The following is a 19,519-nucleotide window of genomic DNA, read 5'->3' as shown; positions in this document are numbered from 1 at the left end:
GATACTGAGAACATGGCCAGCCGCACCTCGACTCCCCTCACGCACCCCGAGCGGGACGAACTAGACCTGTTCCAGGTCATGTCGGCGCTGGTGGACCCGATCCGACGGGGCATCGTGGTCCAGCTCGCCGCCTCGACGGACCCCACGCCCTGCACCGATTTCCCGCTGCCTGTGAGCAAGGCCGCGGGGACACGGCACTTCCGGACCCTGCGCGAGGCGGGCATCATCCACCAGCACGATGTGGGTGTACGCCGCATGAACCGCCTGCGACACGAGGACCTCGAGGCGCGCTTCCCCGGACTGCTCGAGCTCGTACTGCGCGAGGCATCCTGACGGAGCGCCCGCGCCCGTGATCGGCAGCAGCGCACTCACCTGAACCGGGGGATGCGACCGGACCCGCCACCAGATCAGTGTCTGGAACACACGACTAGGGGCGGAGACGAGATGGCCAAGCAGTTCAAGGGAATCGTCAATCTCGACGTGCGGGACTCGGTCCCGGACTGGACGCCCTTCCGCGAGCCGCCGGCTCCGGAGGGCGCTCCCAACGTACTGCTGGTTCTCTACGACGACACCGGCATGGCCGCGTGGTCGCCGTACGGCGGCCGCATCAACATGCCGACCATGCAACGGCTCGCCGACAACGGCCTGACCTACACCCAGTGGCACACCACGGCGCTCTGCTCGCCGACCCGATCCTGCCTGCTCACGGGACGCAACCACCACGAGAACGGCTTCGCCCAGATCGCCGAAGGTGCCCAGGGGTTCCCCGGCCACACCGGCCACATCCCGATGGAGAACGCCACCATCGGCGAGGTGCTGCGCGAGAACGGCTACAACACCTTCTGGGTCGGCAAGAACCACAACGTCCCGCTCGACGAGTGGGCGGTTGGGGCGAGCAAGCGGAACTGGCCGCTCGCACGCGGGTTCGACCGCTTCTACGGATTCCTCGGCGGCGAGACCAACAACTGGTACCCGACCTTGACCGAGGACAACCACTACGTCGACCAGCCCTACCTACCCGAAGACGGCTACCACCTCTCCAAGGACCTTGCCGACAAGGCGATCTCGTTCATCGCCGACAGCAAGACCTCCGCACCGAAGAAGCCGTGGTACCTCTGGTTCTGCCCCGGCGCCAACCACGCCCCGCACCACGCGCCGGAGGAGTACATCGCCAAGTACGCCGGCCAGTTCGACGACGGCTACGAGGCCTACCGCGAGTGGGTGCTGCCACGGATGGTCGAGCGCGGCATTCTTCCGGAGGGCACGGAGCTCACTGACATCAACCCGCTGCCCGGCGAGGCCGCGCAGCCCATGGACCACGTACGGCCCTGGGAATCTCTCAACGACGAGGAGAAGCGGCTCTTCGCGCGGTTCGCCGAGGTCTACGCAGGGTTCTCGGAGTACACCGACGCCCAGGTCGGCCGGATCATCGACTACCTCGAGGAGACGGGCCAGCTCGACAACACGATCGTCATGTACTGCGCCGACAACGGCGCCTCCGGCGAGGGCAGCCCGGACGGCACCGTCAACGAGAACAAGCTCTTCAACGCCTACCCCGAGGACCTCGAACAGAACCTCTCGATGCTCGACCAGCTTGGCTCCCCGGACACCTACAACCACTATCCGACCGGCTGGGCGACGGCGTTCTCCACGCCGTTCAAGATGTTCAAGCGCTACACCTACCAGGGCGGCGTCGCCGACCCGCTGGTCATCTCGTGGCCGAAGGCCATCGCCGCGCGCGGCGAGGTGCGCAACCAGTACCACCACGCCGTCGACATCGTGCCCACGCTCCTGGAATGCATCGGGCTGCAGATGCCGGAGGAGGTGCTCGGGTACGCTCAGTCGCCGCTGCCGGGCGTCTCGATGAAGTACAGCTTCGACGAGGACGGACCGACTCAGAAGGTCATCCAGTACTACGAGATGTTCGGGACCCGAGCGCTGTGGCACGACGGCTGGCACGTCGTTGCCCGGCGCGCACCGAACGCCGGCGGCACCGCGGCCGACCTGGTCAACGACACCTGGGAGCTCTACCACTCCGAGGCCGACCGGTCAGAGGCGCACGACCTCGCCGCGGAGCATCCCGAAAAGGTCAAGGAGCTGGTCAACCTCTGGTACGTCGAGGCCGGCAAGTACGACGTACTGCCGCTCGACAACCGGTCCATCGCCGACCTGGTCAAGGAGATGCCGGTCGCTGACATCCCGGAGGGCGGCGTCTATCGCTACTACCCCAACACCTCGCCGGTCCCGGAGTTCGCTGCAGCGGAGATTCGCGGCCGGTCGTTCAAGATCCTTGCCCAGGTGGAGCTCGAGGCCGATGCCGAGGGCGTGATCATCGCGAACGGCGCCCGGTTCGGCGGCCACACGCTCTTCATCAAGGAGCGAAAGCTCTGGTACGCATCCAACTTCCTCGGCATCCCGCCCGAGCAGCAGCTGGTCTCAGCGGACGAGCTGAAGCCCGGAAAGCACGTGCTCGGGGTGGAGTTCTCCAAGGAGGGCCACGGCGAGCACCAGGAAGCGATCGGAACCGCGACGCTGTACGTCGACGACCAGGCGGTCGCCAAGGGCGAGTGGAAGACGCAGCCCGGCCACTTCGCGCTGTGTGGCGAGGGGCTAACCGTGGGCAAGGACGGCGCCGACCCGGTCTCGCGGGAGTACTCGTCACCCTTCGCTCTCACCGGCGCCAAGATCAGGGTGGTCGAGATCAACATCGGCGACGACGTCTACCTCGACCTCGAGCGCGACTTCCACGCCGCGATGTCGCGAGACTGAGGAGCACCCTCCCGGCTCAGCAGGACATGACTCCCGAACCTTCGACCGTGTGATCGAGCAGACCGATCACACGGTCGAAGGCCGTCAGGCATCAGGAGCGGAAAGTGCGGCCACCAACCACGCGTTCCGCTGCTCCAACAGCTTCGTCATGTATCGAGTCAGCACGAGGGCGTTCACCAGCCGCCCGACCGGTCCAGCAGGCGACTCGAACTCCACGACATCTGTCATCAACGTACCGTCGGCGACCGATTCGAATCGGTGCTCGTGCCACCACCGCCGAAACGGCCCGTTCCCCGGCGACCCTCAGGCCTCGGAGCGAGGCTCCGGCACGCCGATGTCTGTCTCTGGCCAGAGCGATCCCGCAGCGTGTCCCATCAGCAGCTTCGGATAGTAGGACCAGGCGAACCACGGCGCGAGGGTCGACCTTCCCAGCGCGCGGTCGAGAACGAGACCGCCAGCGGTCAGCGCCAGCCCCAGGCTGCGCCGATGGGTCGGGGAACGTCGGATGATGGCGGTGGACAGCATCATGTAGCCGTATTGCGCCGCTGCCCAGGCGACGACATTGTCGCGTGCGCCCACGCGATGATCCACCCAGGCGACCACGACAGGATGTCCGTGCAGCGCTGCGAACCTGAGGTGGTCGGCATCGTCCTGGCCGGCACGCTCGTACCACCGGACGGACGCGCGAGTGTTGTTCACGTACGCCCCACCGATCAGGTCGGCAGCCAGTAGGGCCATGGTCGTTGTCGACCCGCCGCCCGCCCCGCTGCGCTTCGCCCAGATCGCTGCCCCGACCAGTCCGACGACTGCGGACCCGAGGGCGATCGCGGTGTTCGCACGAGTGGCTTCCGGTCCCACCAGGTTCGCCCAGCCACGCTTGACGGATTCTGCCCATACGCTCATCGATTGCCTCCCGCGGCAGTTCAGAGGTGAGATGACGCCCGTGCAAGCGGACGCACGGCGGTTCAAACGGCTGGGTGGCTCTCGGCGAGGTCCTGCACGGCGGCAATCACGTCGGCAGAGTTGGTGACCATCGGTAGGTGCGCGCTGGCGATCTCGATTACGCCGCTTGCTCCGAGCTGGGCTGCGTAGCCTCGCTGCATGCTGGCGGTCAGCTCGGCATCATCGGTGGTGACGACGTACTTCTTGAGCGGCACTGCGCGCATCGCTTCGTGCCCCGTCGTGCGGGTGGTGAAGTACTTCATCGGCTCGGGTTCGAGGTCGGCGATCAGCCGCTGCACGGTTTCTTCGTCGAGCCCCGCGGCGAGGCCCTTACGGATCACTGACTCGGGTGGCCTGGTTCCTGCGACGCGGAGGATCAGAGGGACCACGATCTTGTTGGGGAACGGTAGCGACGAGGCGAAAGATGCACCGGAGGCGGGGATCACGGCGGCGACTCCGAGCACTGCCGCCACTCGACCTGCGGCGAGGCGTGCCAGCTCCGTGGCGACCACGCCTCCAGCAGAGTGCGCGACGACGCCAAATGATCCCTCGGGAGCGGCGTCGAGAGCCGCTCGAGCGTACTCAGTGACGGTCCCTGAACCTGTCTCGGGGCGAGGGGCGACCACCGACGGGGCGGTGATCCCGGAACGAACCTCGTCCCAGATCCAAGGGGGTAGCCCGGCGCCGGACAGGAAGAGGAGAGGAAGTGTCATACGCTTCAAACTACGGTTAGAGGCCGACAAGCAGATGTCGGCATTAGGGTCGTGTTGTGGCGTTCTCCAGATCCGCCGATCCGCATCTGACTCTGCGTCGGATCGAGCGACAGCACGCTCTCATCGAGCAACTGCGATGGCAGCGCAGCGTACCCAAGTCGGCACTCGCCTTGGCCCATGCTCTCGACGTGACCGCTCGGACCGTCGAGCGCGATATCGCCCGGATGCGTGAGAGCGGCATCCCCATCCGCGTCCAGAGAGGCCCGGGAGGTGGCTATCTCCTGGATGTGCGGTCGAAGCTGGACCCCATCTCGCTCGAACCGGACGAGGTGGCGGCGCTGATCGTTGCCCTGGTTGCCCTCGGTCCCACAGCGACCGACTCGGCGCGGACAAGCATGCACAAGCTCACCCGAGCGCTGCTGCCCTCGGGGTAGCTGCGGCTCCGTCGCTCGTGTTCGACGATCGCATAGGCAGGACCGGGTGCGCGTACGATCGAGTCAGGAGCTGACCCTGGTTCCCCAATGATGGGAGACCGGATGTCCGGCGCTGTTTCATCTCTTTCCACCGCCACCAGCTCGTCGACCAGCACGCTGCTCACCCTCGGAATGCTCTCGGCTTCCTCGATGGAGAACGAGCAGCGGCTGCCGATCCACCCTCACCACCTCGATCTGATCGACCCGGATCTCCGTGGGCGGATGATCGTCGAGCGTGGCTACGGCGCTGACTTCCAGCTGGAGCCCGGCTACGTCGAGTCACGGGTCGGCAGGGTCGCGGATCGCTCCACGGTGATCGAGACGGCTGACGTGCTGCTGCTTCCGAAGCCGCAGATGGCAGACGTGGCCGCGATCCCCGAGGGCCGGGTGCTGTGGGGATGGCCGCACTGCGTGCAGGACCCCGCCCTGACGCAGACGGCGATCGACCGCCGGCTCACACTCATCGCATTCGAGGCGATGAACCACTGGAGCGGCCGCGGCGACTTCAGCCTGCATGTGTTCCACAAGAACAACGAGCTCGCCGGATATTGCTCGGTGCTCCATGCCCTGAGCCTCACCGGATCCACGGGCATGTACGGGCCCCGTCGCAGCGCGGTCGTCATCGGCTTCGGTGCGACAGCCCGGGGTGCGGTGACTGCGCTCACGGCGCAGGGCATCCACGACATCCAGGTCCTCACCCAGCGCGGCGCCGCGGCGGTCGGCTCCCCGATCCACGGCGCGCACATCGCCCAACTCCACACCGGCGACGGCGAGACCCACCTCAGCGAGGTCCTCACGAAGGACGGCAACGTGCTGCTCCCGGAGTTTCTGGCATCGCACGACATCGTCGTCAACTGCACGCTCCAGGACGTCGCAGCACCGTTGACCTATCTGCGGACCGAGGACCTGGCGGGGTTCGCCCCGGGCAGCCTGATCGTCGACGTCTCGTGCGACGAGGGGATGGGGTTCGACTGGGCGAAGCCCACCACCTTCGACGACCCGATGTTCACAGTCGGCAACGGCGTCAACTACTACGCGGTCGACCACACCCCGTCGTACCTGTGGAACTCGGCCACCTGGGAGATCAGCGAGGCGCTGCTGCCGTTCCTGCGCACGGTCATGGAGGGACCGACCGCTTGGGCGGCCGACCTGACCGTCTCCCGGGCGATCGAGATCAATGAGGGCGTGATCAGCAACCCGAGCATCCTGAGCTTCCAGGGCCGCGACCCGGCCTATCCGCACATTCGCGCTGCCGAGGCGCTCAGTCGTTGAAGCGGAACTCCACCGTTCTGTCGCTGACCAACGTTTCGAACCGGCCACCAGATCGGATTGATGACCACTGACGCAACGGCGTCGGTCAACCCGGACGTCTCGATCTTCGTCGACGATGTCGAAGCTGCCCACGCCGCGGCAGTGACTGCGGGCGTTGAGATCGTGCACCCCCTGTCCACGGAAGAGTGGGGCGTGCGCCGATTCTTCTACCGCGACTCGTCCGGGCGGGTGATCAACCTCGGCACCCACACCTGACCGCGGAGGACTGCGAAGATGCTGCCCCTACGACTCATCCGAGCCGAAGCCCGGTCCTACGTCCGGTCCGAGCTTTGGGGTACGACAGGTGGCGGGTGCCGTCGCGGCGCCTTCATGGCTCCGGGTCACTCGGGCCCGAGGGAGTCGGACGCCTCGATCCGGTGTGCGTGCCGCACCGACACCGAACCGGCGTACCCCTCGACGAAGCCGACCACCACGTCGTACTCATCCCCCGCGGTGGAGCGCAAGGTGAGCGTCCAGGAGTTGTCCGCCGCGTGGTGCTCCTCCGCGCGGAGCGACAGGGCGTCCGGGTCCACGGCGTACGCCGTCGCCGCCGCGCGCCGGGTGCGCTGGACCGCCGACTCCCGCGAAATCGGCGTCCGCTCCGGCTGGCCGACCACCTCCATCACGTCACGAAAGGCGCGCGACACACCGTCGTACGACGCCTCCGAGACGGCCGTGGTCCGGGGCCCGGTGTTCACCAGCAGCCCGATCTCGAGCGCGCCCGGACTGGCGCCCCAACTGGTGTGCCATCGGTGCTGGTGCAGCGAGTAGTGCCGCCGCGCGTCGGCCCCGGCGTACAAGACTGGCTCCAGTGCGGCGAGGATCCCCCGCTCGTCGAGGACATCCTCGCCTCCCCCGCCGTCCGGCTCTGGGACCGACAGGTCGAGCAAGTACTGCCGATCCACCTGCTCGTCCGGGCTGGCCCGATAGCCGACCTGGACCCGCACCGAGTCCACCCGGCCGAGAGTCAGCAGCGAACGCGAGTCATCGATCGCACGGTTGGTCATCTCTCCAGACTTCTCCTGGTCCCCACCAGGGTCAAGCGCCAGACCGTGTACGTCTCTGAGCTGACCATCGACGGCCTGATCGTCCCGGGGTCCCGGGAAGAGCAGAAGCTGCCGCGACGTTGACCAGCGAGCAACGTGGGAGCCCTGAGGTCACCGGGTGACTTCAGGACTCCCACGTTGCTGCGTCGGCAAAGAGAACGAATGCTCACGCCTTCACCACAGACCTGAGATCTGCAACAAATATTGAGAATGTTGCAGGCCGTGCGTATGCTCCCATCCGTGAGTGATGAAGGTCACACAACGGCGCGGATCATCGCCGAGACGCGCCGCATGTTGCTGGCAGGTGAGCCGGTCGACGTGGGCAAGGTCGCCGCCGCGGCCGGGGTTGACCGCGTCACGGTCTTCCGTCGCGTCGGGCGTCGTGACGTGCTTCTCGCCGAGGCGCTCTGGACCCTTGGCGAGGACACCTGGGCACGCTGCCTTCGGGAGGTGCCCGAGGGCACTCCGGATCGCACTGCCGAGGCGCTGTCGGCATTCGTTCGGTATCTCATCGAAGCGCCGTACTTCCGCGCGTTCTTGCACCGCGATCCGCAACGCGCCCTGCGGATCCTGACGGCGAACGCGGCACCGAACCAGACGCGCATGGTCGAACGCGTGGAGAGCCTGCTCGCGACAGAGCCGGCACCGGCGATCGCCTTGAGCCGCCTGGATCTCGCTCGACTGCTTGTGCGCGTCGCCGAGACGTACATCTATGCGGACATCATCGCCGGCGCAGATCCGGACGCCGACGCTGCCCATACCGTCTTCGTCGCACTGCTGAGCAGGCACGGGAACTAGAGGAGAACACATGGAACTCAACGGCCACAACGATGAGCGCTTCGCCCGATTGCGGGACGAGCTCGCCGCGAATCTCGAGTCCGGTGAAGAGCTCGGCGCAGCAGTCGCCATCGACATCGACGGTGACCTGGTCGTCGATCTGTGGGGCGGCTACCGCGACGTCGCACGCACCCTCCCGTGGGAACGAGACACGATCGTCAACGTCTGGTCGACCACGAAAGAGATCACCGCGCTCGCGGTCCTGATGCTCGTCGACCGCGGCCTGGTGGACCTGGACACTCCTGTCGCGACGTACTGGCCGGAGTTCGGCCAGGCTGGCAAGCAAGCGATCGAGGTCCGTCACCTGATGGCCCACACCTCCGGGGTCTCGGGCTGGGAGCAGCCCTTCACCGTCGAGGAGATGTACGACTGGGAGACATCGGTGGCGCGCCTCGCCGCCCAGGCTCCGTGGTGGGAGCCGGGCACCGCGTCGGGCTACCACGCTCAGAACCAGGGCCACCTCCTCGGGGAAATCGTGCGCCGAGTGAGCGGAAAGACGCTCAAGCAATTCGTGGCCGAGGAGATCGCGGAACCGCTGGGCGTCGACCTGCAGATCGGCGCAGAGGCAAAAGACGATGACCGGATCGCGGAGATCGTTCCGCCGCCCCCGCTGCAGTTCGACCTCGGGTCGATCCCGGCGGACTCGGTGATGGTCAAGACCATGACCGGGCCCGCGGCCAACCCCGCCGCGGCCAACACGCCTGCGTGGCGGCGCGCCGACATGGGCGCGCTGAACGGCCACACGAACGCGCGTGCCCTGGCGCGGACCATGTCGGCCATCTCCCGCGGCGGGGAGGTGGGAGGAATCCGCTTGCTGTCGGAGAAGACGATCGACCGCATCTTCGACGAGCAGGTTCACGGGGATGACCTCGTCCTCGGCATCCCGCTGCGCTGGGGGATCGGTTTCGGTCTGCCCGAGCCGACGACCTTGCCGTACATCCCGGACGAGCGAATCTGCTTCTGGGGCGGATGGGGCGGGTCCATGACGATCATGTTCCCGCTGCAGAAGATGACGGTCTCGTACGTCATGAACAAGATGGGCCCGGGCATCATCGGATCAGACCGATCGGAGGCCTACATCCGCGCAGTTCTCCGCTCCGTCGCGGCCTGACCGAACACGGACGAAGCCATCAGGAGGGCGCAGCGCGCCATCAGGGCTAGACGTTGAACTTGAACTCCACCACGTCAGTCGAGGCCTTCGATGATGCGGAAGTCGCGCTCGACGCCGTCGGCGAGGGCGGCCAGCGCCTCCTGGTAGGCGGCGCTCTCGTGCGCCGCGACGGCCTGCTCGAAGCTGTCGAACTCGATCAGGACCGTACGCTCGGCGATCCCGGCGTCATGCGCCACGACCCGACTGCCACGACTGAGGACCCGACCGCCCCCGGCCTTGACTGCCTGCGGGGCCAGCTTGTTGTAAGCGGCCAGCTTCTCGGGATCTGAGATGGTGCGATAGGCGCTGACCCAGTAGCCCTTGGGCATGGAACCTCCAGTGTTGGATTGAGGCGGCGGCGTGTTCTGCCCGCTCAGTATCACCTATGCGGACCACGCCGACGGCCTCTGTTCATGAGGTGCGGTATTCCCCGAACCGAGCCAAACCGGGTTCGGTGGCGTCCAGCACGGGTCTTCCGTGCTGCCGGACACCAGGGACGCGATCTTCCTTCGTGAACGCGGCTCGCCCGCCGTACACGGATACGCGGACGTTCCACTCGTACTCGGCCCCGCGCTGGGTAGTGAGCAGTGGGCGAGGCTGCGGATGGGGTAGGAGCCGAGGGACGTACCGCTGTCGCCTGCCCGTTCAGCCAGGCCAGGTCAGTGGGTCGAGACGCAGATAGAAGCTCCGACGCTCGGCGTCGAGACGGATCCCGTACAGCTCGGCGAACTCACGATCGGCCTGGGAAGCGGTGGCCTCATCACGCCACGTTTCACGAGCGTTCTCCAGCAACAGGGCAATATCAGCGTACGGGTCCGCACGACCGAGCCGCCCCAGATCGATCAATCCGGATACGCGCATCGTGTCCGGGTCCACGAGGATGTTCGGAAGGCAGAGGTCGCCGTGGCACACGACAGGTGAGCTGCGTTCTTGAACCGTACGCCGTGGCAGCTCGTCCTCGATCCCGTCGAGAATCATCGCCGGCGGCACCTGCTGCAGCTCTACTGGCAGGAACTCAGTCTGGACTCGACCCGCGACCACCACCTCACGGGCGAGCGGCATCATCGCCCCAAGACCCCGGTCGAAGGGACACTTCTCCGCAGGAAGGCCGTGCAGCGTACGAATGATCTCGGCGATGCTCGGCCAGGCGCGTCGAAGCGCAACAGCATCCAGCTGATCGGCAGAGACTCCGGCCACCGCACTGGTGATCAGGCACGCGCCATCATCCGTCACGCGCCAGTCGAGCACGGCGGCGACGGGGAGACCGGCCTCGCCGAGCCAGGTGATCCGCTCTCGTTCCGCAGCCAGGTCCTGCGCCGCCGCAGCAGGAACGACTTTCGCATAGCGCGCCGCCTCGTGGTCGTGAAGCACGGTGGCACCGGATTCTCCGCCGACGACCGGCGACCACTCCGCGTCGTCGGTCGGCAACAGCCCCGACGCAATCTGACCGTCGATCGTCATGATCCGAGTATCTCCGCAGAGGCCCGGGCGTTCACATGTTGCAGCGGAACTCCACCACGTGGCTGGCTACAGTTCACCATGTTGCGGCACGGAGCAACCTCTGGCCGATCGGCCCGGTTCAGCGCTGCGAGCCCTTCGGGTCACGCAAGTCGGTCATCGCTTCCAGCAGCGTGTCGTGGATATAGGCGAGCTCGGGCGACTCATCATCCCATCCCTCATCGGTGCCCTCGGCTGCCCACTCGTTCTCACCGTCCTGGGCATCCCAGACCGCATCACCGTGCTGCCAGATCCACCACAGGTTCGCGCTCGCGTCCTGCACGCGGGCGAACTGGGTGCCGAAGAAGTCGGTCGGCTTCGTGACCAGACGCGCCCCACGCGCGAGGGCGCGCTCGAGCACCGCGTCGAGGTCATCGACGTAGACCTGGAGCATGCTCGGCGTGAAAGGCCAGCCCGGCTTGCGCTCGGCGAGCATGATGGTGGTCGTGCCGACGCGCACCTCAGCCTGCAGCAGGAGCCCGTCCTCATCGATGGTGCGGGCCTCTGCGCGCTCCTCGCCATCAAAGACCTCGATCACGAACCGGGTCAGTTCAACGGCGTCTGCCGTGATGATGAAGGGGTTGACCGTGGCGTAGCCCTCGGGGGCGGCGGGTGCAGACATCGTTTGCTCCTGTGCTGGTGGTGGATGCGATGTCTTCAGTCCATCACCGAGCGAAGATCACTGTATTGAACAATTCCGCCATCATCGACCGGACAGCACCTGGGCCGGCGTCTGGCCGTGGAAAACTCTCAGAGAACGAATCAGGTGAGCCTGGTCCGCGAAACCGCAGCGTGCAGCGCACTCGATCGGCGGCACGCCCTGCAGCAGCAGAGCAAACGCTTCACGCGCCCTGGACAGTTGCTCGATCTGCTTACGCGTGAGCCCCGTTGCGGCGCGGACCCGGCGCTGCCGCTGCCTCTCCGAGTAACCCGCGTCATCGCCGGAGAGCATCCGCCGGACATCGTTGTCGCCGCGCAGCACGTCGAGCTCCAGAAGCCGATCGGTAAAGCTCTCGAGGTCGTCGAATTCCGGGAACGACACTGCATGCTGCGCGAGTATGACGTGCCCAGCTTCGACGACGAGCTGCTGCTCCCCACCGAGCAGGAGCTGTTTGCTGACTCCGGGCAGGACGGCGTGAGCCTTCAGCTGGATGCCCCAGCTGTGCTCCCCGATCGTCGACCGGATCCAGCGGTGCCCCAGGGTCGGGCCCGCCAGTCCCGCACGCAGCTTTCCGTCCGGTTCGCGGGCGAACCACAGATCCCAGTACTCGACCGCAGGGACGAGATAGCGCTCATCTCGCGTCGCGCGCGCCTGCCACACGCACTCCAGTACGGGCGAGTCGGGATGATGTTCCTCGTACATGCGCTCCCTTCGCGACTCGTGCCCTGCGAAGACATGGACGCCGCACGCCCGTGTGAGCCGCGAGAGGCTAGTTGTTGAAGCGGAACTCGACCACATTACGACATCGTGCAACACTTAGGTATGAGCAAGACCAGAGCAGCGATCTACCTCCGCATCTCGCGTGACTTCACCGGCGAAGAGCTGGCCATCCAGCGCCAGCGCGAGGAATGTCTACGAATCGTCAAGTCCCGTGGCTGGACGCTTGCCGATGGCGGCAGCGGTGCCGGGCACGGACCGGGTGAGTACGTCGATAACAGCGTCTCGGCGTCGGACGCCCGCAAGCAGCGTCCCGGCTATGACGCGCTGGCTAAGGCTTACGCCGCTGGCGCGTTCGACGCGCTGGTCTGTTACGACCTGGACCGACTCACCCGTCAGCCGCGCCAGCTTGAGGATTGGATCGATGCCGCCGAGGGTCGCGGACTGGCGCTGGTCACCGCTAACGGTGAGGCAGACCTGACCACCGATGGCGGACGTATGTACGCCCGGATCAAAGCAGCCGTCGCCCGGGGGGAGATCGAGCGCAAGAGCGCCCGTCAGAAGTCGGCAGCCGTCCAGCGTGCCGACAACGGACGTCCGCCGCTCGGCGTCCGGCTCACTGGGTACAGCGCCAAGGGCGACCTAGTGCCCGATGAGGCCGCGCTGGTGGCACGAACTTTCAAGATGTTTCACGCGGGTGACTCCCTGCGCGGGATTGCCCGTACGTTCAACGAGGAGGCCGTCACGACGCGCCACGGGAAGCCGTGGAACCCGTCGACCGTGCGGGGAATCCTGGTCAACCCGCGCTACGCCGGACGCGCCGTCTATCAGGGCAAGCCGACCGGGAAGCGCGGCGTATGGGAAGCCATCGTGGATGACGCGACATTCGATGCCGTCCAAGCTCGGCTCTCTGACGCGCGCCGGAAGACCAGCAGACAGGGCACCGAGCGGAAGCACCTCGGTTCCGGGCTCTACCTCTGCGACGAATGCGAGGTGCCCGTGTCGGGCTGGTCCGGCGGTCGCTACCGCTGCCGTGACGGCGCGCACGTCAACCGTGCCCGTGGCCCCGTCGATGGCTACGTCCTAGCACGTGTCGCCGGGCTACTGGAGACCGCTAGCCCGGCTGACCTGATCGCTGAGACGGAAGCCGACTCGGGGCCGGTCCTGGCGGAGATCTCGCGCCAGCAGAAGCGCCTAGAGGCGGTAGAGGCGGATTACGACGATGACCTGATCGACGGTCGCCGTTACAAGATCAAGAAAGCCAAGATCGAGTCGGACATGCGCGCCGCAGAAGCAAGGCTTGCCGCTATCCCGAATTCTTCCGGGCTTGCCGAGATTCTCGCGTCCCCGGACCCCGTGGCGGCATTCGATGAGGCCGGACTCATGCGTCAGCGCGCGATCATTGACGCGCTCTTCGTGGTGCGACTCCGGAAGGGCACACGCTATTCGCGCACCTTTGGTCCTGAGACCGTGAGGGTTGCACGCCGCGCTTTGGCATGAAGCCAGTTGCACCGACGCAACCATAATTGCACGACGCGAAATCGTACCCCGGATGCCTTGCGATGGGCATTCGGGGTCTCTAATGTCTACGGCAGACCCCTTCCACTCCCATGAGCGGAAGCGCGGATCCCGAAAGCCCTAGCGTCAAGGATTGCGGGAAGGCCCGCCTAATTCCTTTGTCTGCAAAGGTGGCTTTCCTATGCCCATCCCCGATCATGTCCCGGCGCGCCGGTATGTCACGGTGAAAGATGCCGCCGCTTACGTGTCGGTCGATATCAAGACCATTCGCCGTCACATCGCATCTGGTCAACTCACCGGATACCGGATCGGTCGCGCAATCCGGATCGACCTAGAGGAACTTGAGCGCAACATGCGCCCGATCCTGCCCGGCGTCTGAAAAATGCGCGGAGACCTTGATTATCGCTATGGCCCGTCCGACCGTCGCCGCTACGCCGCTATGGCGCGCGCCGAGACGGCGAAACAGCCGCCCATGACGCCTGATGAATGCGCCCGCGTGCGGGAGATTCTCTCCGCTGACTACGTACCCATCAATCCCCTACCGTCCCGTAACGGCGAGCGCCGCGCTTGTGGTGACTAATCACAAGCGCGGCGCTCAAGGGAACCATGCCCGACCACGGCAATAACAACATTCAACGAGATCAAGGATAACCGAATGCCCGGCCCTAGCGTGAAGATCGATGCACCATGGTTCGATCTCGACTCCACCGAGAATCTCGGAACCGATGGCGTCGTGCTATTGCTCGCCGCGCTTGCCTATAGCGCGACCCAATCCAGCGACGGTCGCATTTCCGGAACGCGTCTGCGCCGTCTTTGGCCAGCGATTGATAATCCGGAGGTAGTCACTCGGCTGACGAAAGCTGGCGAGCTAATCGAATACGGAGAAGATGAATTCCTGATTATCCATTGGGAGGAATTCATTCTCACCTCCGCTTATGTAGAAAAGCAGCGCGACCAATGGAAGACGCGACAGAGGATCTCCCGCGATAATGCCAAAAGAGCGCAGCTCCATAGCGAGGGGAATCATTCAATGTGTGACCGCTGCACCGTGGTTAAAGCTCACGCCAACGGCGATCACTCACAGTGTGGCGATCATCGGTGGACCGATGGTGTCACGCGTGACTCTCCCCGTGACTCCGACCGTGAGTCACGGCCTACCTACCCGACCCGATCCGACCCGACCCGACCCCTAGGGAGGGGAGGTGAGGAGGAGGGGAGAGCGCCGGGGCGTCCGGCTTCGCCGGGTTCCGCTGGGGCTCCACCCGTCGAATCGTCCGCCTGGCGCTATGGGCCACCCGCCGAAATGGTTGCCCGTGGCATTGTCGTTAATACGGAGAATGAGTGAAGAATGAGTAAGAAGACGATTCCAACCAAAACCCCCGTCTCGCCTTGGGCTATTAGCGTTTACCTGCATTCCGAATATGGCGACCGGCATAGCGGGCTCGAAATTGCTCCGACAATTACCCGCGACCTTTCCCCCAATATGGCCCGGCATTATGACCCGCGCGCGCTGGTAAGCGGCCTCCAGTGGGCAGCCGGATTAATTGCGCGCGCCTGCATCGCTTTAGCTGGCGAGCTTGCGGATTCGAGCCCGCGCCACAAGTGCGGAAAGATCGATGAATGCGGAATCGATTACCGGCTGCCGTTGCCGTACGACGAAGGCGGCGACGGCATTACCGATCCCGGCGCCATCTTCGACAGCCTGTTTCGAGATGGAGACTTTCTCGGCGTGGGTTTCGGTGCGGTCATCATGGTGCCGCCGCAAACCGCCGTGCAGTGGAAGACGCGCCTTGAGAGCTTGATTGCAGAGCTGGTAGCTAACGATGCCGCCCGGCCAACCGAGGAAGACCTACGCGAATGGCGCGAGCATGTCGGATCGGACAGCGACTTGGTGGGAGAATTCGAGATGACCGAGCCAGCCGCCGAGCCAGCCGCCGAGCCGCGCTAATCCATGGATTGGGAGAGAGACGATGAACCGTTACCACCCGGGCCCGGAGCAGCTCTACGGCAGCGCGCGGCTGAGGATGGATGGCGATTCCGCTATCGATCTCGGCGGGGGAACCTGGCTCGGATTCGTCACCTACGCCAACGGCGACGAGGGCGTATGGCTGGCGACCTTGACCGACCGCGCGCCGACCGTCGCAACGATGGGTTGCTGCTGCCCGGAATGCGCGCCGCATGAGCAGCTCGGAAGGCTGACCACGCTTTCCGCCGACCACGCCGAAAGGACCAAGACCCATGACTGACCACGACGATTACGGGGACGACCAAGCCGACCGGATGCGCGAACTTGAGCAGCGGTTCAACGACCAGGAACGCGCGCTCTCCGACCTGCTCGACACGATGGCGACCGATGCCGCGCCCGGGCTTGTGGCCCACGCTGAGGATCTGCTGACGCGACCGAGGAAGCAGCGCGCCATCGATGAGCTAGCCCGGCGCGGTGTGCTCAACCCTCAGCCGTGCGGCTGCCGGGCGCTGGATGTGCCGAGCGACGAGAGCGGGGAGCCGGACTACTCTCGCGCCACGGTTCAGCACCGGGCGGGCTGCCCTCTCGGCTGATCTGCTGGCCTCTAGCGGAGCTGCTGAACGCTTCCGTTCAGTGGCTCCGCTTTGCGTTTCTGTTGGCAGCGGGCGCCGCCGTTTTTCGGGGGGCGCCCCCTCTCAAGCAGCGTCCCGCCTGCCTGAAACACACATACGAAACCTATGTATCCGATGTAGCGGACTTTCCATCTGGACGCCCGACCTCTCCCTATCTAGGACGGATAAGCCCGGATATCGCCCGAGTAAGCCCGGATATCTCCCGATCTCGGCGGATATCGCCGAATCTCTCCGGACGTCTCCGGTGTCGGCTTACCCACCGATGCATCCATCCATCAATCCGCGTAGAATCAATCTCGCAGAACGGTTTAGATCCGACCCCTGCCAGCGTGAGCCCGAATTGCAGTAGGTAGCCGCTAGCAGCATCCGGGAGATCTCCCCCGTTAACCGTGACCTCGCGTTGAACGCCCGGCGTACCCCTTTCGCGCTTTATCTGCCGCGCTATGTGCTCCGCGAGTGACCGGGATTAACGAATCTCTCCGATGGAGGAAATCCCAATGTCTACCGCAGAAATGCTGACCAAGCTCCGCGCCGAGCGAGACGGTCACCGAGCAACCGCCCGTGGTCTGCTGGAAGCCGACGACTTCGACCCGAAGAACCCCGATCTCGCCGAAGCCGAAAATCGCGCCGCCGATCTCGATTCCCGTATCGAGCGGCTGACCAAGGTGCAGGAGGCTCAGCGAGCCGCCGACGAAATGAACGGCGTACTCCACCGCGCCGAGCAGACGCGAGCCGGTCAGAGCGCGGGCCAGTCGCGCGGGCTGCCCGGGCTGATCCCGTCTGAGGATCAGCTTGCCGAGCTGGCTACCGCCATGCGGCAGCGTCAGCCGTTCGCGAGCGTCGAGACGCGCGCCCTGATCACGACCGCCGACTCTGGCAAGGGCGTCACGAGCTGGAAGACCTCCAACCTCCGCGAGCCGCGTCGTCTGGTCACGGTCGCCGGGCTCAAGGCTGAGCCGGTCGAGATCGGCGGGGCGTCCGGTCCCCGCTACGGCAAGATGACGCCGACCGCGCCGACGCCGGAGGGAGGGACCAAGCCGGAGGCCGACGCCATCGACCCCTACCAGCTTGAGCCGCAGACCTTCGCCCGCTGGACCGACGTCACGGTGCAGGCATCGCTGGCGATGGATCTGCTCGACGTGGCCCGCTGGCACGCGATGGGCATCGCGCTAGACGAAGACGCTTTCGTGATCGACGCGCTTACCCTGGCGGCAGGTCCGCCGGTCGCTGTCGGCGACGACATCGCCGCATCCGTCCGGGGCGCCGTCGCCGAGGTGGAAGCCACCGTTGCCGCCCCGGCTGACGTGATCGTGTGCGCCCCCGTCGACTTCGCCGCGCTCGCCGAAACGGTCCCGGCCAACGCTGACGACGTTTCCTCTCGCGTCGCCACATTCAGCGGAGCGCGTCTCTACCCGTCTGTCTCCGCCACTCCCGGAACGGTTCTCGTGGCTGCCCTGGCAGCCGTGGGACGCTACGGCGTCGCGCTGCCGACCACCACCACGACCACGCTCACGCCGAAGACAAACGTCATCAACGTGATGACCGAGCTGATTTCCGGATTCAGCATCCGGCAGGCAGGGGGCGTCGTGGCGGTCGCCGTCGCCGCGCCCGAGACGCCGTAGATCCCCTAGCAATCTGGCGAATGCGAGCGCCCCCGGGACGGTCTGGCCCGGGGGCGCTCGCGCGACTCTCACCACGCCTCATTGCAGGCGTTTAAGCGCTTCCTTGGCAGCATCAGCGATCTTCCGCTGATTGGAACTACTGCGCTTTAGGAGCGCAATCGCTTGCGCGGCAGCCTCTTCCGCCTTGTCCTCTGGGAGCGTCGCCAGCAACGGAGCAAGGTCCACGCGCGTGGCTTCGATGCCATCTCCCCAGGTCGCGAAATCCGTCAAACCCTCACGGGCCGCGTTCCGCAGGAGAGATTCAGACGCTGCAAAGTCAGCAATCAGGTGGATCGTTGCGACTTGTTCGCCAACCCCAACTCCGTCGCGTCCGTCTATGGGCCGACCGTGTGCCGTCGCGAAGAGGCTCAGGAACTGCTTGGAGGTTTCAAGGCGGCGACGCATTCCAAGGTCACGGAATCCAAGTGCAGCGGTGAGTACAGCGGCCGCTGACGGAACAGCGGCAATCACGAGAACCTGCCAGAACGGCACGTCACTTCTTCCCGCTAGACGTTGCTCCGTGTCGGAACTCGACCACGTCGCCGTCAGCCATGACGTAGTCCTTGCCCTCCATGCGCACCTTGCCGAGGTCGCGGGCCTTGGCCACGGAGCCGGCGGAGATGAGGTCGTCGTAGGAGACGATCTCGGCCTTGATGAAGCCCTTCTGGAAGTCGGTGTGGATGACACCGGCGGCCTCGGGGGCGGTGGCGCCCTTGGGGATCTCCCAGGCGCGGACTTCCTTGGGGCCGGCGGTGAGGTAGGTCTGCAGGCCGAGGGTGTCGAAGCCGACGCGGGCGAGGATGTCCAGGCCGGGCTCCTCTACGCCGGCGTCGGCCAAGAACTCGCGGGCCTCGTCCTCGTCGAGCTCGACGAGCTCGGACTCGAACTTCGCGTCCAGGAAGATCGCCTCGGCGGGGGCGACCAGCTCACGCATCGAGTCCTTCAATGCCTCGTCGGCGAGCTCGTCGGAGTCGCAGTTGAAGACGAAGATGTAGGGCTTGGCGGTGAGCAGCATCAGGTCGCGGATCAGCGCACGGTCGATCTTCGTGGCAATGATCGGGGTGCCGGCCTCGAGGGCCTCCTTGGCCTCGACCGCGGCCGCGAGGTTCGCCTTGAGGTCGGGAGCCTTGCGCGACTCCTTCTCCAGCCGCGGGATCGCCTTGTCGACCGTCTCCAGGTCGGCGAGGATCAGCTCGGTCTGGATGGTGGAGATGTCGTTGGCGGGCTCGACCTTGCCGTCGACGTGGGTGACGTCATCGTCGCGGAAGACCCGGGTGACCTGGCAGATCGCGTCGGACTCACGGATGTGGGAGAGGAACTTGTTGCCCAGGCCCTCACCCTGCGAGGCGCCGCGCACGATGCCGGCGATGTCGACGAACTGCACCGTGGCCGGCAGCAGCTTCTGGGACCCGTAGATCTTCGCCAGCTCGGCCAGCCGCTCGTCGGGCACCCCGACGACACCGACGTTGGGCTCGATGGTGGCGAACGGGTAGTTCGCCGCGAGTACGTCGTTCTTGGTCAGAGCGTTGAAGAGGGTCGACTTGCCCGCGTTGGGAAGTCCCACGATGCCGATGGTGAGTGCCACGATCGACAATCCTATGGTCGTACGCCGACCACGAACGAAAC

General features: G+C 65.7%; 22 protein-coding genes. 13 read left to right on the top strand and 9 right to left on the bottom strand.

Annotated features, from left to right (window positions below; genetic code table 11):
• Positions 1 to 12 precede the first annotated feature (12 nt).
• Positions 13 to 333: a helix-turn-helix domain-containing protein gene (locus tag ABZY89_RS06810; protein WP_355225739.1), complete on the top strand. Its 321-nt coding sequence runs from the start codon at positions 13 to 15 to the stop codon at positions 331 to 333.
• Positions 334 to 444: 111 nt separating this feature from the next.
• Positions 445 to 2,769: an arylsulfatase gene (locus ABZY89_RS06805; RefSeq protein ID WP_355225737.1), complete on the top strand. Its 2,325-nt coding sequence runs from the start codon at positions 445 to 447 to the stop codon at positions 2,767 to 2,769.
• Between the two features lie 303 nt (positions 2,770 to 3,072).
• Here ABZY89_RS06805 and ABZY89_RS06800 read toward each other — a convergent pair whose 3' ends face one another.
• Positions 3,073 to 3,672, bottom strand: coding sequence for a hypothetical protein (locus tag ABZY89_RS06800; RefSeq protein ID WP_355225735.1), 600 nt, complete (start codon positions 3,670 to 3,672; stop codon positions 3,073 to 3,075).
• Between the two features lie 62 nt (positions 3,673 to 3,734).
• A complete protein-coding gene (locus ABZY89_RS06795) occupies positions 3,735 to 4,424 on the bottom strand; it encodes an alpha/beta hydrolase (protein WP_355225734.1) in 690 nt (229 codons plus the stop codon).
• 56 nt (positions 4,425 to 4,480) lie between these two features.
• Between ABZY89_RS06795 and ABZY89_RS06790 the strand changes: the two genes are divergently transcribed.
• From ABZY89_RS06790 to ABZY89_RS06780, 3 genes are all read left to right on the top strand, one after another.
• The gene (locus ABZY89_RS06790; protein WP_355225732.1) at positions 4,481 to 4,858 is read left to right on the top strand and encodes an HTH domain-containing protein; all 378 of its coding nucleotides are present in this window, start codon (positions 4,481 to 4,483) and stop codon (positions 4,856 to 4,858) included.
• Positions 4,859 to 4,960: 102 nt separating this feature from the next.
• Complete coding sequence (locus ABZY89_RS06785) at positions 4,961 to 6,169, top strand: N(5)-(carboxyethyl)ornithine synthase (RefSeq protein ID WP_355225731.1); 1,209 nt, start codon at positions 4,961 to 4,963, stop codon at positions 6,167 to 6,169.
• Between the two features lie 60 nt (positions 6,170 to 6,229).
• A complete protein-coding gene (locus ABZY89_RS06780; RefSeq protein ID WP_355225729.1) occupies positions 6,230 to 6,424 on the top strand; it encodes a VOC family protein in 195 nt (64 codons plus the stop codon).
• Positions 6,425 to 6,549: 125 nt separating this feature from the next.
• Here the strand turns inward: ABZY89_RS06780 and ABZY89_RS06775 are convergent, their stop codons facing one another.
• Positions 6,550 to 7,215, bottom strand: a complete 666-nt coding sequence (locus tag ABZY89_RS06775) for a hypothetical protein (protein ID WP_355225727.1) — start codon at positions 7,213 to 7,215, stop codon at positions 6,550 to 6,552.
• A 279-nt stretch (positions 7,216 to 7,494) separates the two neighbouring features.
• On the opposite strand from ABZY89_RS06775, the gene ABZY89_RS06770 reads away from it, so the two are divergent.
• Positions 7,495 to 8,052 (top strand): QsdR family transcriptional regulator, encoded by a 558-nt coding sequence (locus ABZY89_RS06770; RefSeq protein ID WP_355225725.1) that lies wholly within the window; start codon positions 7,495 to 7,497, stop codon positions 8,050 to 8,052.
• A gap of 10 nt (positions 8,053 to 8,062) precedes the next feature.
• A complete protein-coding gene (locus ABZY89_RS06765; protein ID WP_355225723.1) occupies positions 8,063 to 9,202 on the top strand; it encodes a serine hydrolase domain-containing protein in 1,140 nt (379 codons plus the stop codon).
• A gap of 74 nt (positions 9,203 to 9,276) precedes the next feature.
• Here the strand turns inward: ABZY89_RS06765 and ABZY89_RS06760 are convergent, their stop codons facing one another.
• The 4 genes from ABZY89_RS06760 to ABZY89_RS06745 all read right to left on the bottom strand — a co-directional run bounded on the left by ABZY89_RS06760 (position 9,277) and on the right by ABZY89_RS06745 (position 12,101).
• Positions 9,277 to 9,570 carry a DUF1330 domain-containing protein gene (locus ABZY89_RS06760; protein WP_355225721.1) on the bottom strand — a complete coding sequence of 98 codons (294 nt, stop codon included), beginning with the start codon at positions 9,568 to 9,570 and terminating at the stop codon, positions 9,277 to 9,279.
• Between the two features lie 316 nt (positions 9,571 to 9,886).
• On the bottom strand, positions 9,887 to 10,702 hold the full coding sequence (locus ABZY89_RS06755; RefSeq protein WP_355225719.1) for an APH(3'') family aminoglycoside O-phosphotransferase: 816 nt from the start codon (positions 10,700 to 10,702) through the stop codon (positions 9,887 to 9,889).
• 118 nt (positions 10,703 to 10,820) lie between these two features.
• Complete coding sequence (locus tag ABZY89_RS06750) at positions 10,821 to 11,360, bottom strand: VOC family protein (protein ID WP_355225717.1); 540 nt, start codon at positions 11,358 to 11,360, stop codon at positions 10,821 to 10,823.
• 81 nt (positions 11,361 to 11,441) lie between these two features.
• Positions 11,442 to 12,101 carry an AraC family transcriptional regulator gene (locus ABZY89_RS06745; RefSeq protein WP_355225716.1) on the bottom strand — a complete coding sequence of 220 codons (660 nt, stop codon included), beginning with the start codon at positions 12,099 to 12,101 and terminating at the stop codon, positions 11,442 to 11,444.
• Positions 12,102 to 12,221: 120 nt separating this feature from the next.
• Between ABZY89_RS06745 and ABZY89_RS06740 the strand changes: the two genes are divergently transcribed.
• The 6 genes from ABZY89_RS06740 to ABZY89_RS06715 all read left to right on the top strand — a co-directional run bounded on the left by ABZY89_RS06740 (position 12,222) and on the right by ABZY89_RS06715 (position 17,854).
• On the top strand, positions 12,222 to 13,616 hold the full coding sequence (locus ABZY89_RS06740) for a recombinase family protein (protein ID WP_355225714.1): 1,395 nt from the start codon (positions 12,222 to 12,224) through the stop codon (positions 13,614 to 13,616).
• Between the two features lie 199 nt (positions 13,617 to 13,815).
• Positions 13,816 to 14,013 (top strand): helix-turn-helix domain-containing protein, encoded by a 198-nt coding sequence (locus ABZY89_RS06735; RefSeq protein WP_355225712.1) that lies wholly within the window; start codon positions 13,816 to 13,818, stop codon positions 14,011 to 14,013.
• Between the two features lie 969 nt (positions 14,014 to 14,982).
• Complete coding sequence (locus ABZY89_RS06730) at positions 14,983 to 15,582, top strand: hypothetical protein (protein WP_355225710.1); 600 nt, start codon at positions 14,983 to 14,985, stop codon at positions 15,580 to 15,582.
• 22 nt (positions 15,583 to 15,604) lie between these two features.
• Positions 15,605 to 15,880: a hypothetical protein gene (locus ABZY89_RS06725; protein WP_355225709.1), complete on the top strand. Its 276-nt coding sequence runs from the start codon at positions 15,605 to 15,607 to the stop codon at positions 15,878 to 15,880.
• Positions 15,873 to 16,193 carry a hypothetical protein gene (locus ABZY89_RS06720; RefSeq protein ID WP_355225707.1) on the top strand — a complete coding sequence of 107 codons (321 nt, stop codon included), beginning with the start codon at positions 15,873 to 15,875 and terminating at the stop codon, positions 16,191 to 16,193. Before ABZY89_RS06725 ends, ABZY89_RS06720 begins: the two co-directional genes overlap by 8 nt.
• Positions 16,194 to 16,744: 551 nt before the next feature.
• The gene (locus tag ABZY89_RS06715) at positions 16,745 to 17,854 is read left to right on the top strand and encodes a hypothetical protein (RefSeq protein WP_355225706.1); all 1,110 of its coding nucleotides are present in this window, start codon (positions 16,745 to 16,747) and stop codon (positions 17,852 to 17,854) included.
• 78 nt (positions 17,855 to 17,932) lie between these two features.
• Here the strand turns inward: ABZY89_RS06715 and ABZY89_RS06710 are convergent, their stop codons facing one another.
• A complete protein-coding gene (locus tag ABZY89_RS06710; RefSeq protein ID WP_355225704.1) occupies positions 17,933 to 18,385 on the bottom strand; it encodes a hypothetical protein in 453 nt (150 codons plus the stop codon).
• Between the two features lies 1 nt (position 18,386).
• The gene (ychF, locus tag ABZY89_RS06705; protein ID WP_355225703.1) at positions 18,387 to 19,478 is read right to left on the bottom strand and encodes a redox-regulated ATPase YchF; all 1,092 of its coding nucleotides are present in this window, start codon (positions 19,476 to 19,478) and stop codon (positions 18,387 to 18,389) included.
• Positions 19,479 to 19,519 lie beyond the last annotated feature (41 nt).

Source organism: Nocardioides sp. NPDC006303 (assembly GCF_040613175.1).
Classification (GTDB): Bacteria; Actinomycetota; Actinomycetes; order Propionibacteriales; family Nocardioidaceae; genus Nocardioides.
Note: the sequence above shows the minus strand (reverse complement) of the source record. Positions and strands in the feature narration are given on the sequence as shown.

Bases quoted from the DNA above. Each gene is read 5' to 3' on its own strand.
- ABZY89_RS06775 (WP_355225727.1), bottom strand. From the start codon at position 7,215: ATGACCAACCGTGCGATCGATGACTCGCGTTCGCTGCTGACTCTCGGC.
- ABZY89_RS06715 (WP_355225706.1), top strand. From the start codon at position 16,745: ATGCTGACCAAGCTCCGCGCCGAGCGAGACGGTCACCGAGCAACCGCC.
- ABZY89_RS06765 (WP_355225723.1), top strand. From the start codon at position 8,063: ATGGAACTCAACGGCCACAACGATGAGCGCTTCGCCCGATTGCGGGAC.
- ABZY89_RS06805 (WP_355225737.1), top strand. From the start codon at position 445: ATGGCCAAGCAGTTCAAGGGAATCGTCAATCTCGACGTGCGGGACTCG.
- ABZY89_RS06725 (WP_355225709.1), top strand. From the start codon at position 15,605: ATGAACCGTTACCACCCGGGCCCGGAGCAGCTCTACGGCAGCGCGCGG.
- ABZY89_RS06755 (WP_355225719.1), bottom strand. From the start codon at position 10,702: ATGACGATCGACGGTCAGATTGCGTCGGGGCTGTTGCCGACCGACGAC.
- ABZY89_RS06745 (WP_355225716.1), bottom strand. From the start codon at position 12,101: ATGTACGAGGAACATCATCCCGACTCGCCCGTACTGGAGTGCGTGTGG.
- ABZY89_RS06740 (WP_355225714.1), top strand. From the start codon at position 12,222: ATGAGCAAGACCAGAGCAGCGATCTACCTCCGCATCTCGCGTGACTTC.
- ABZY89_RS06785 (WP_355225731.1), top strand. From the start codon at position 4,961: ATGTCCGGCGCTGTTTCATCTCTTTCCACCGCCACCAGCTCGTCGACC.
- ABZY89_RS06720 (WP_355225707.1), top strand. From the start codon at position 15,873: ATGACTGACCACGACGATTACGGGGACGACCAAGCCGACCGGATGCGC.
- ABZY89_RS06730 (WP_355225710.1), top strand. From the start codon at position 14,983: ATGAGTAAGAAGACGATTCCAACCAAAACCCCCGTCTCGCCTTGGGCT.
- ABZY89_RS06810 (WP_355225739.1), top strand. From the start codon at position 13: ATGGCCAGCCGCACCTCGACTCCCCTCACGCACCCCGAGCGGGACGAA.
- ABZY89_RS06795 (WP_355225734.1), bottom strand. From the start codon at position 4,424: ATGACACTTCCTCTCCTCTTCCTGTCCGGCGCCGGGCTACCCCCTTGG.
- ABZY89_RS06800 (WP_355225735.1), bottom strand. From the start codon at position 3,672: ATGAGCGTATGGGCAGAATCCGTCAAGCGTGGCTGGGCGAACCTGGTG.
- ABZY89_RS06750 (WP_355225717.1), bottom strand. From the start codon at position 11,360: ATGTCTGCACCCGCCGCCCCCGAGGGCTACGCCACGGTCAACCCCTTC.
- ABZY89_RS06780 (WP_355225729.1), top strand. From the start codon at position 6,230: ATGACCACTGACGCAACGGCGTCGGTCAACCCGGACGTCTCGATCTTC.
- ABZY89_RS06760 (WP_355225721.1), bottom strand. From the start codon at position 9,570: ATGCCCAAGGGCTACTGGGTCAGCGCCTATCGCACCATCTCAGATCCC.
- ABZY89_RS06735 (WP_355225712.1), top strand. From the start codon at position 13,816: ATGCCCATCCCCGATCATGTCCCGGCGCGCCGGTATGTCACGGTGAAA.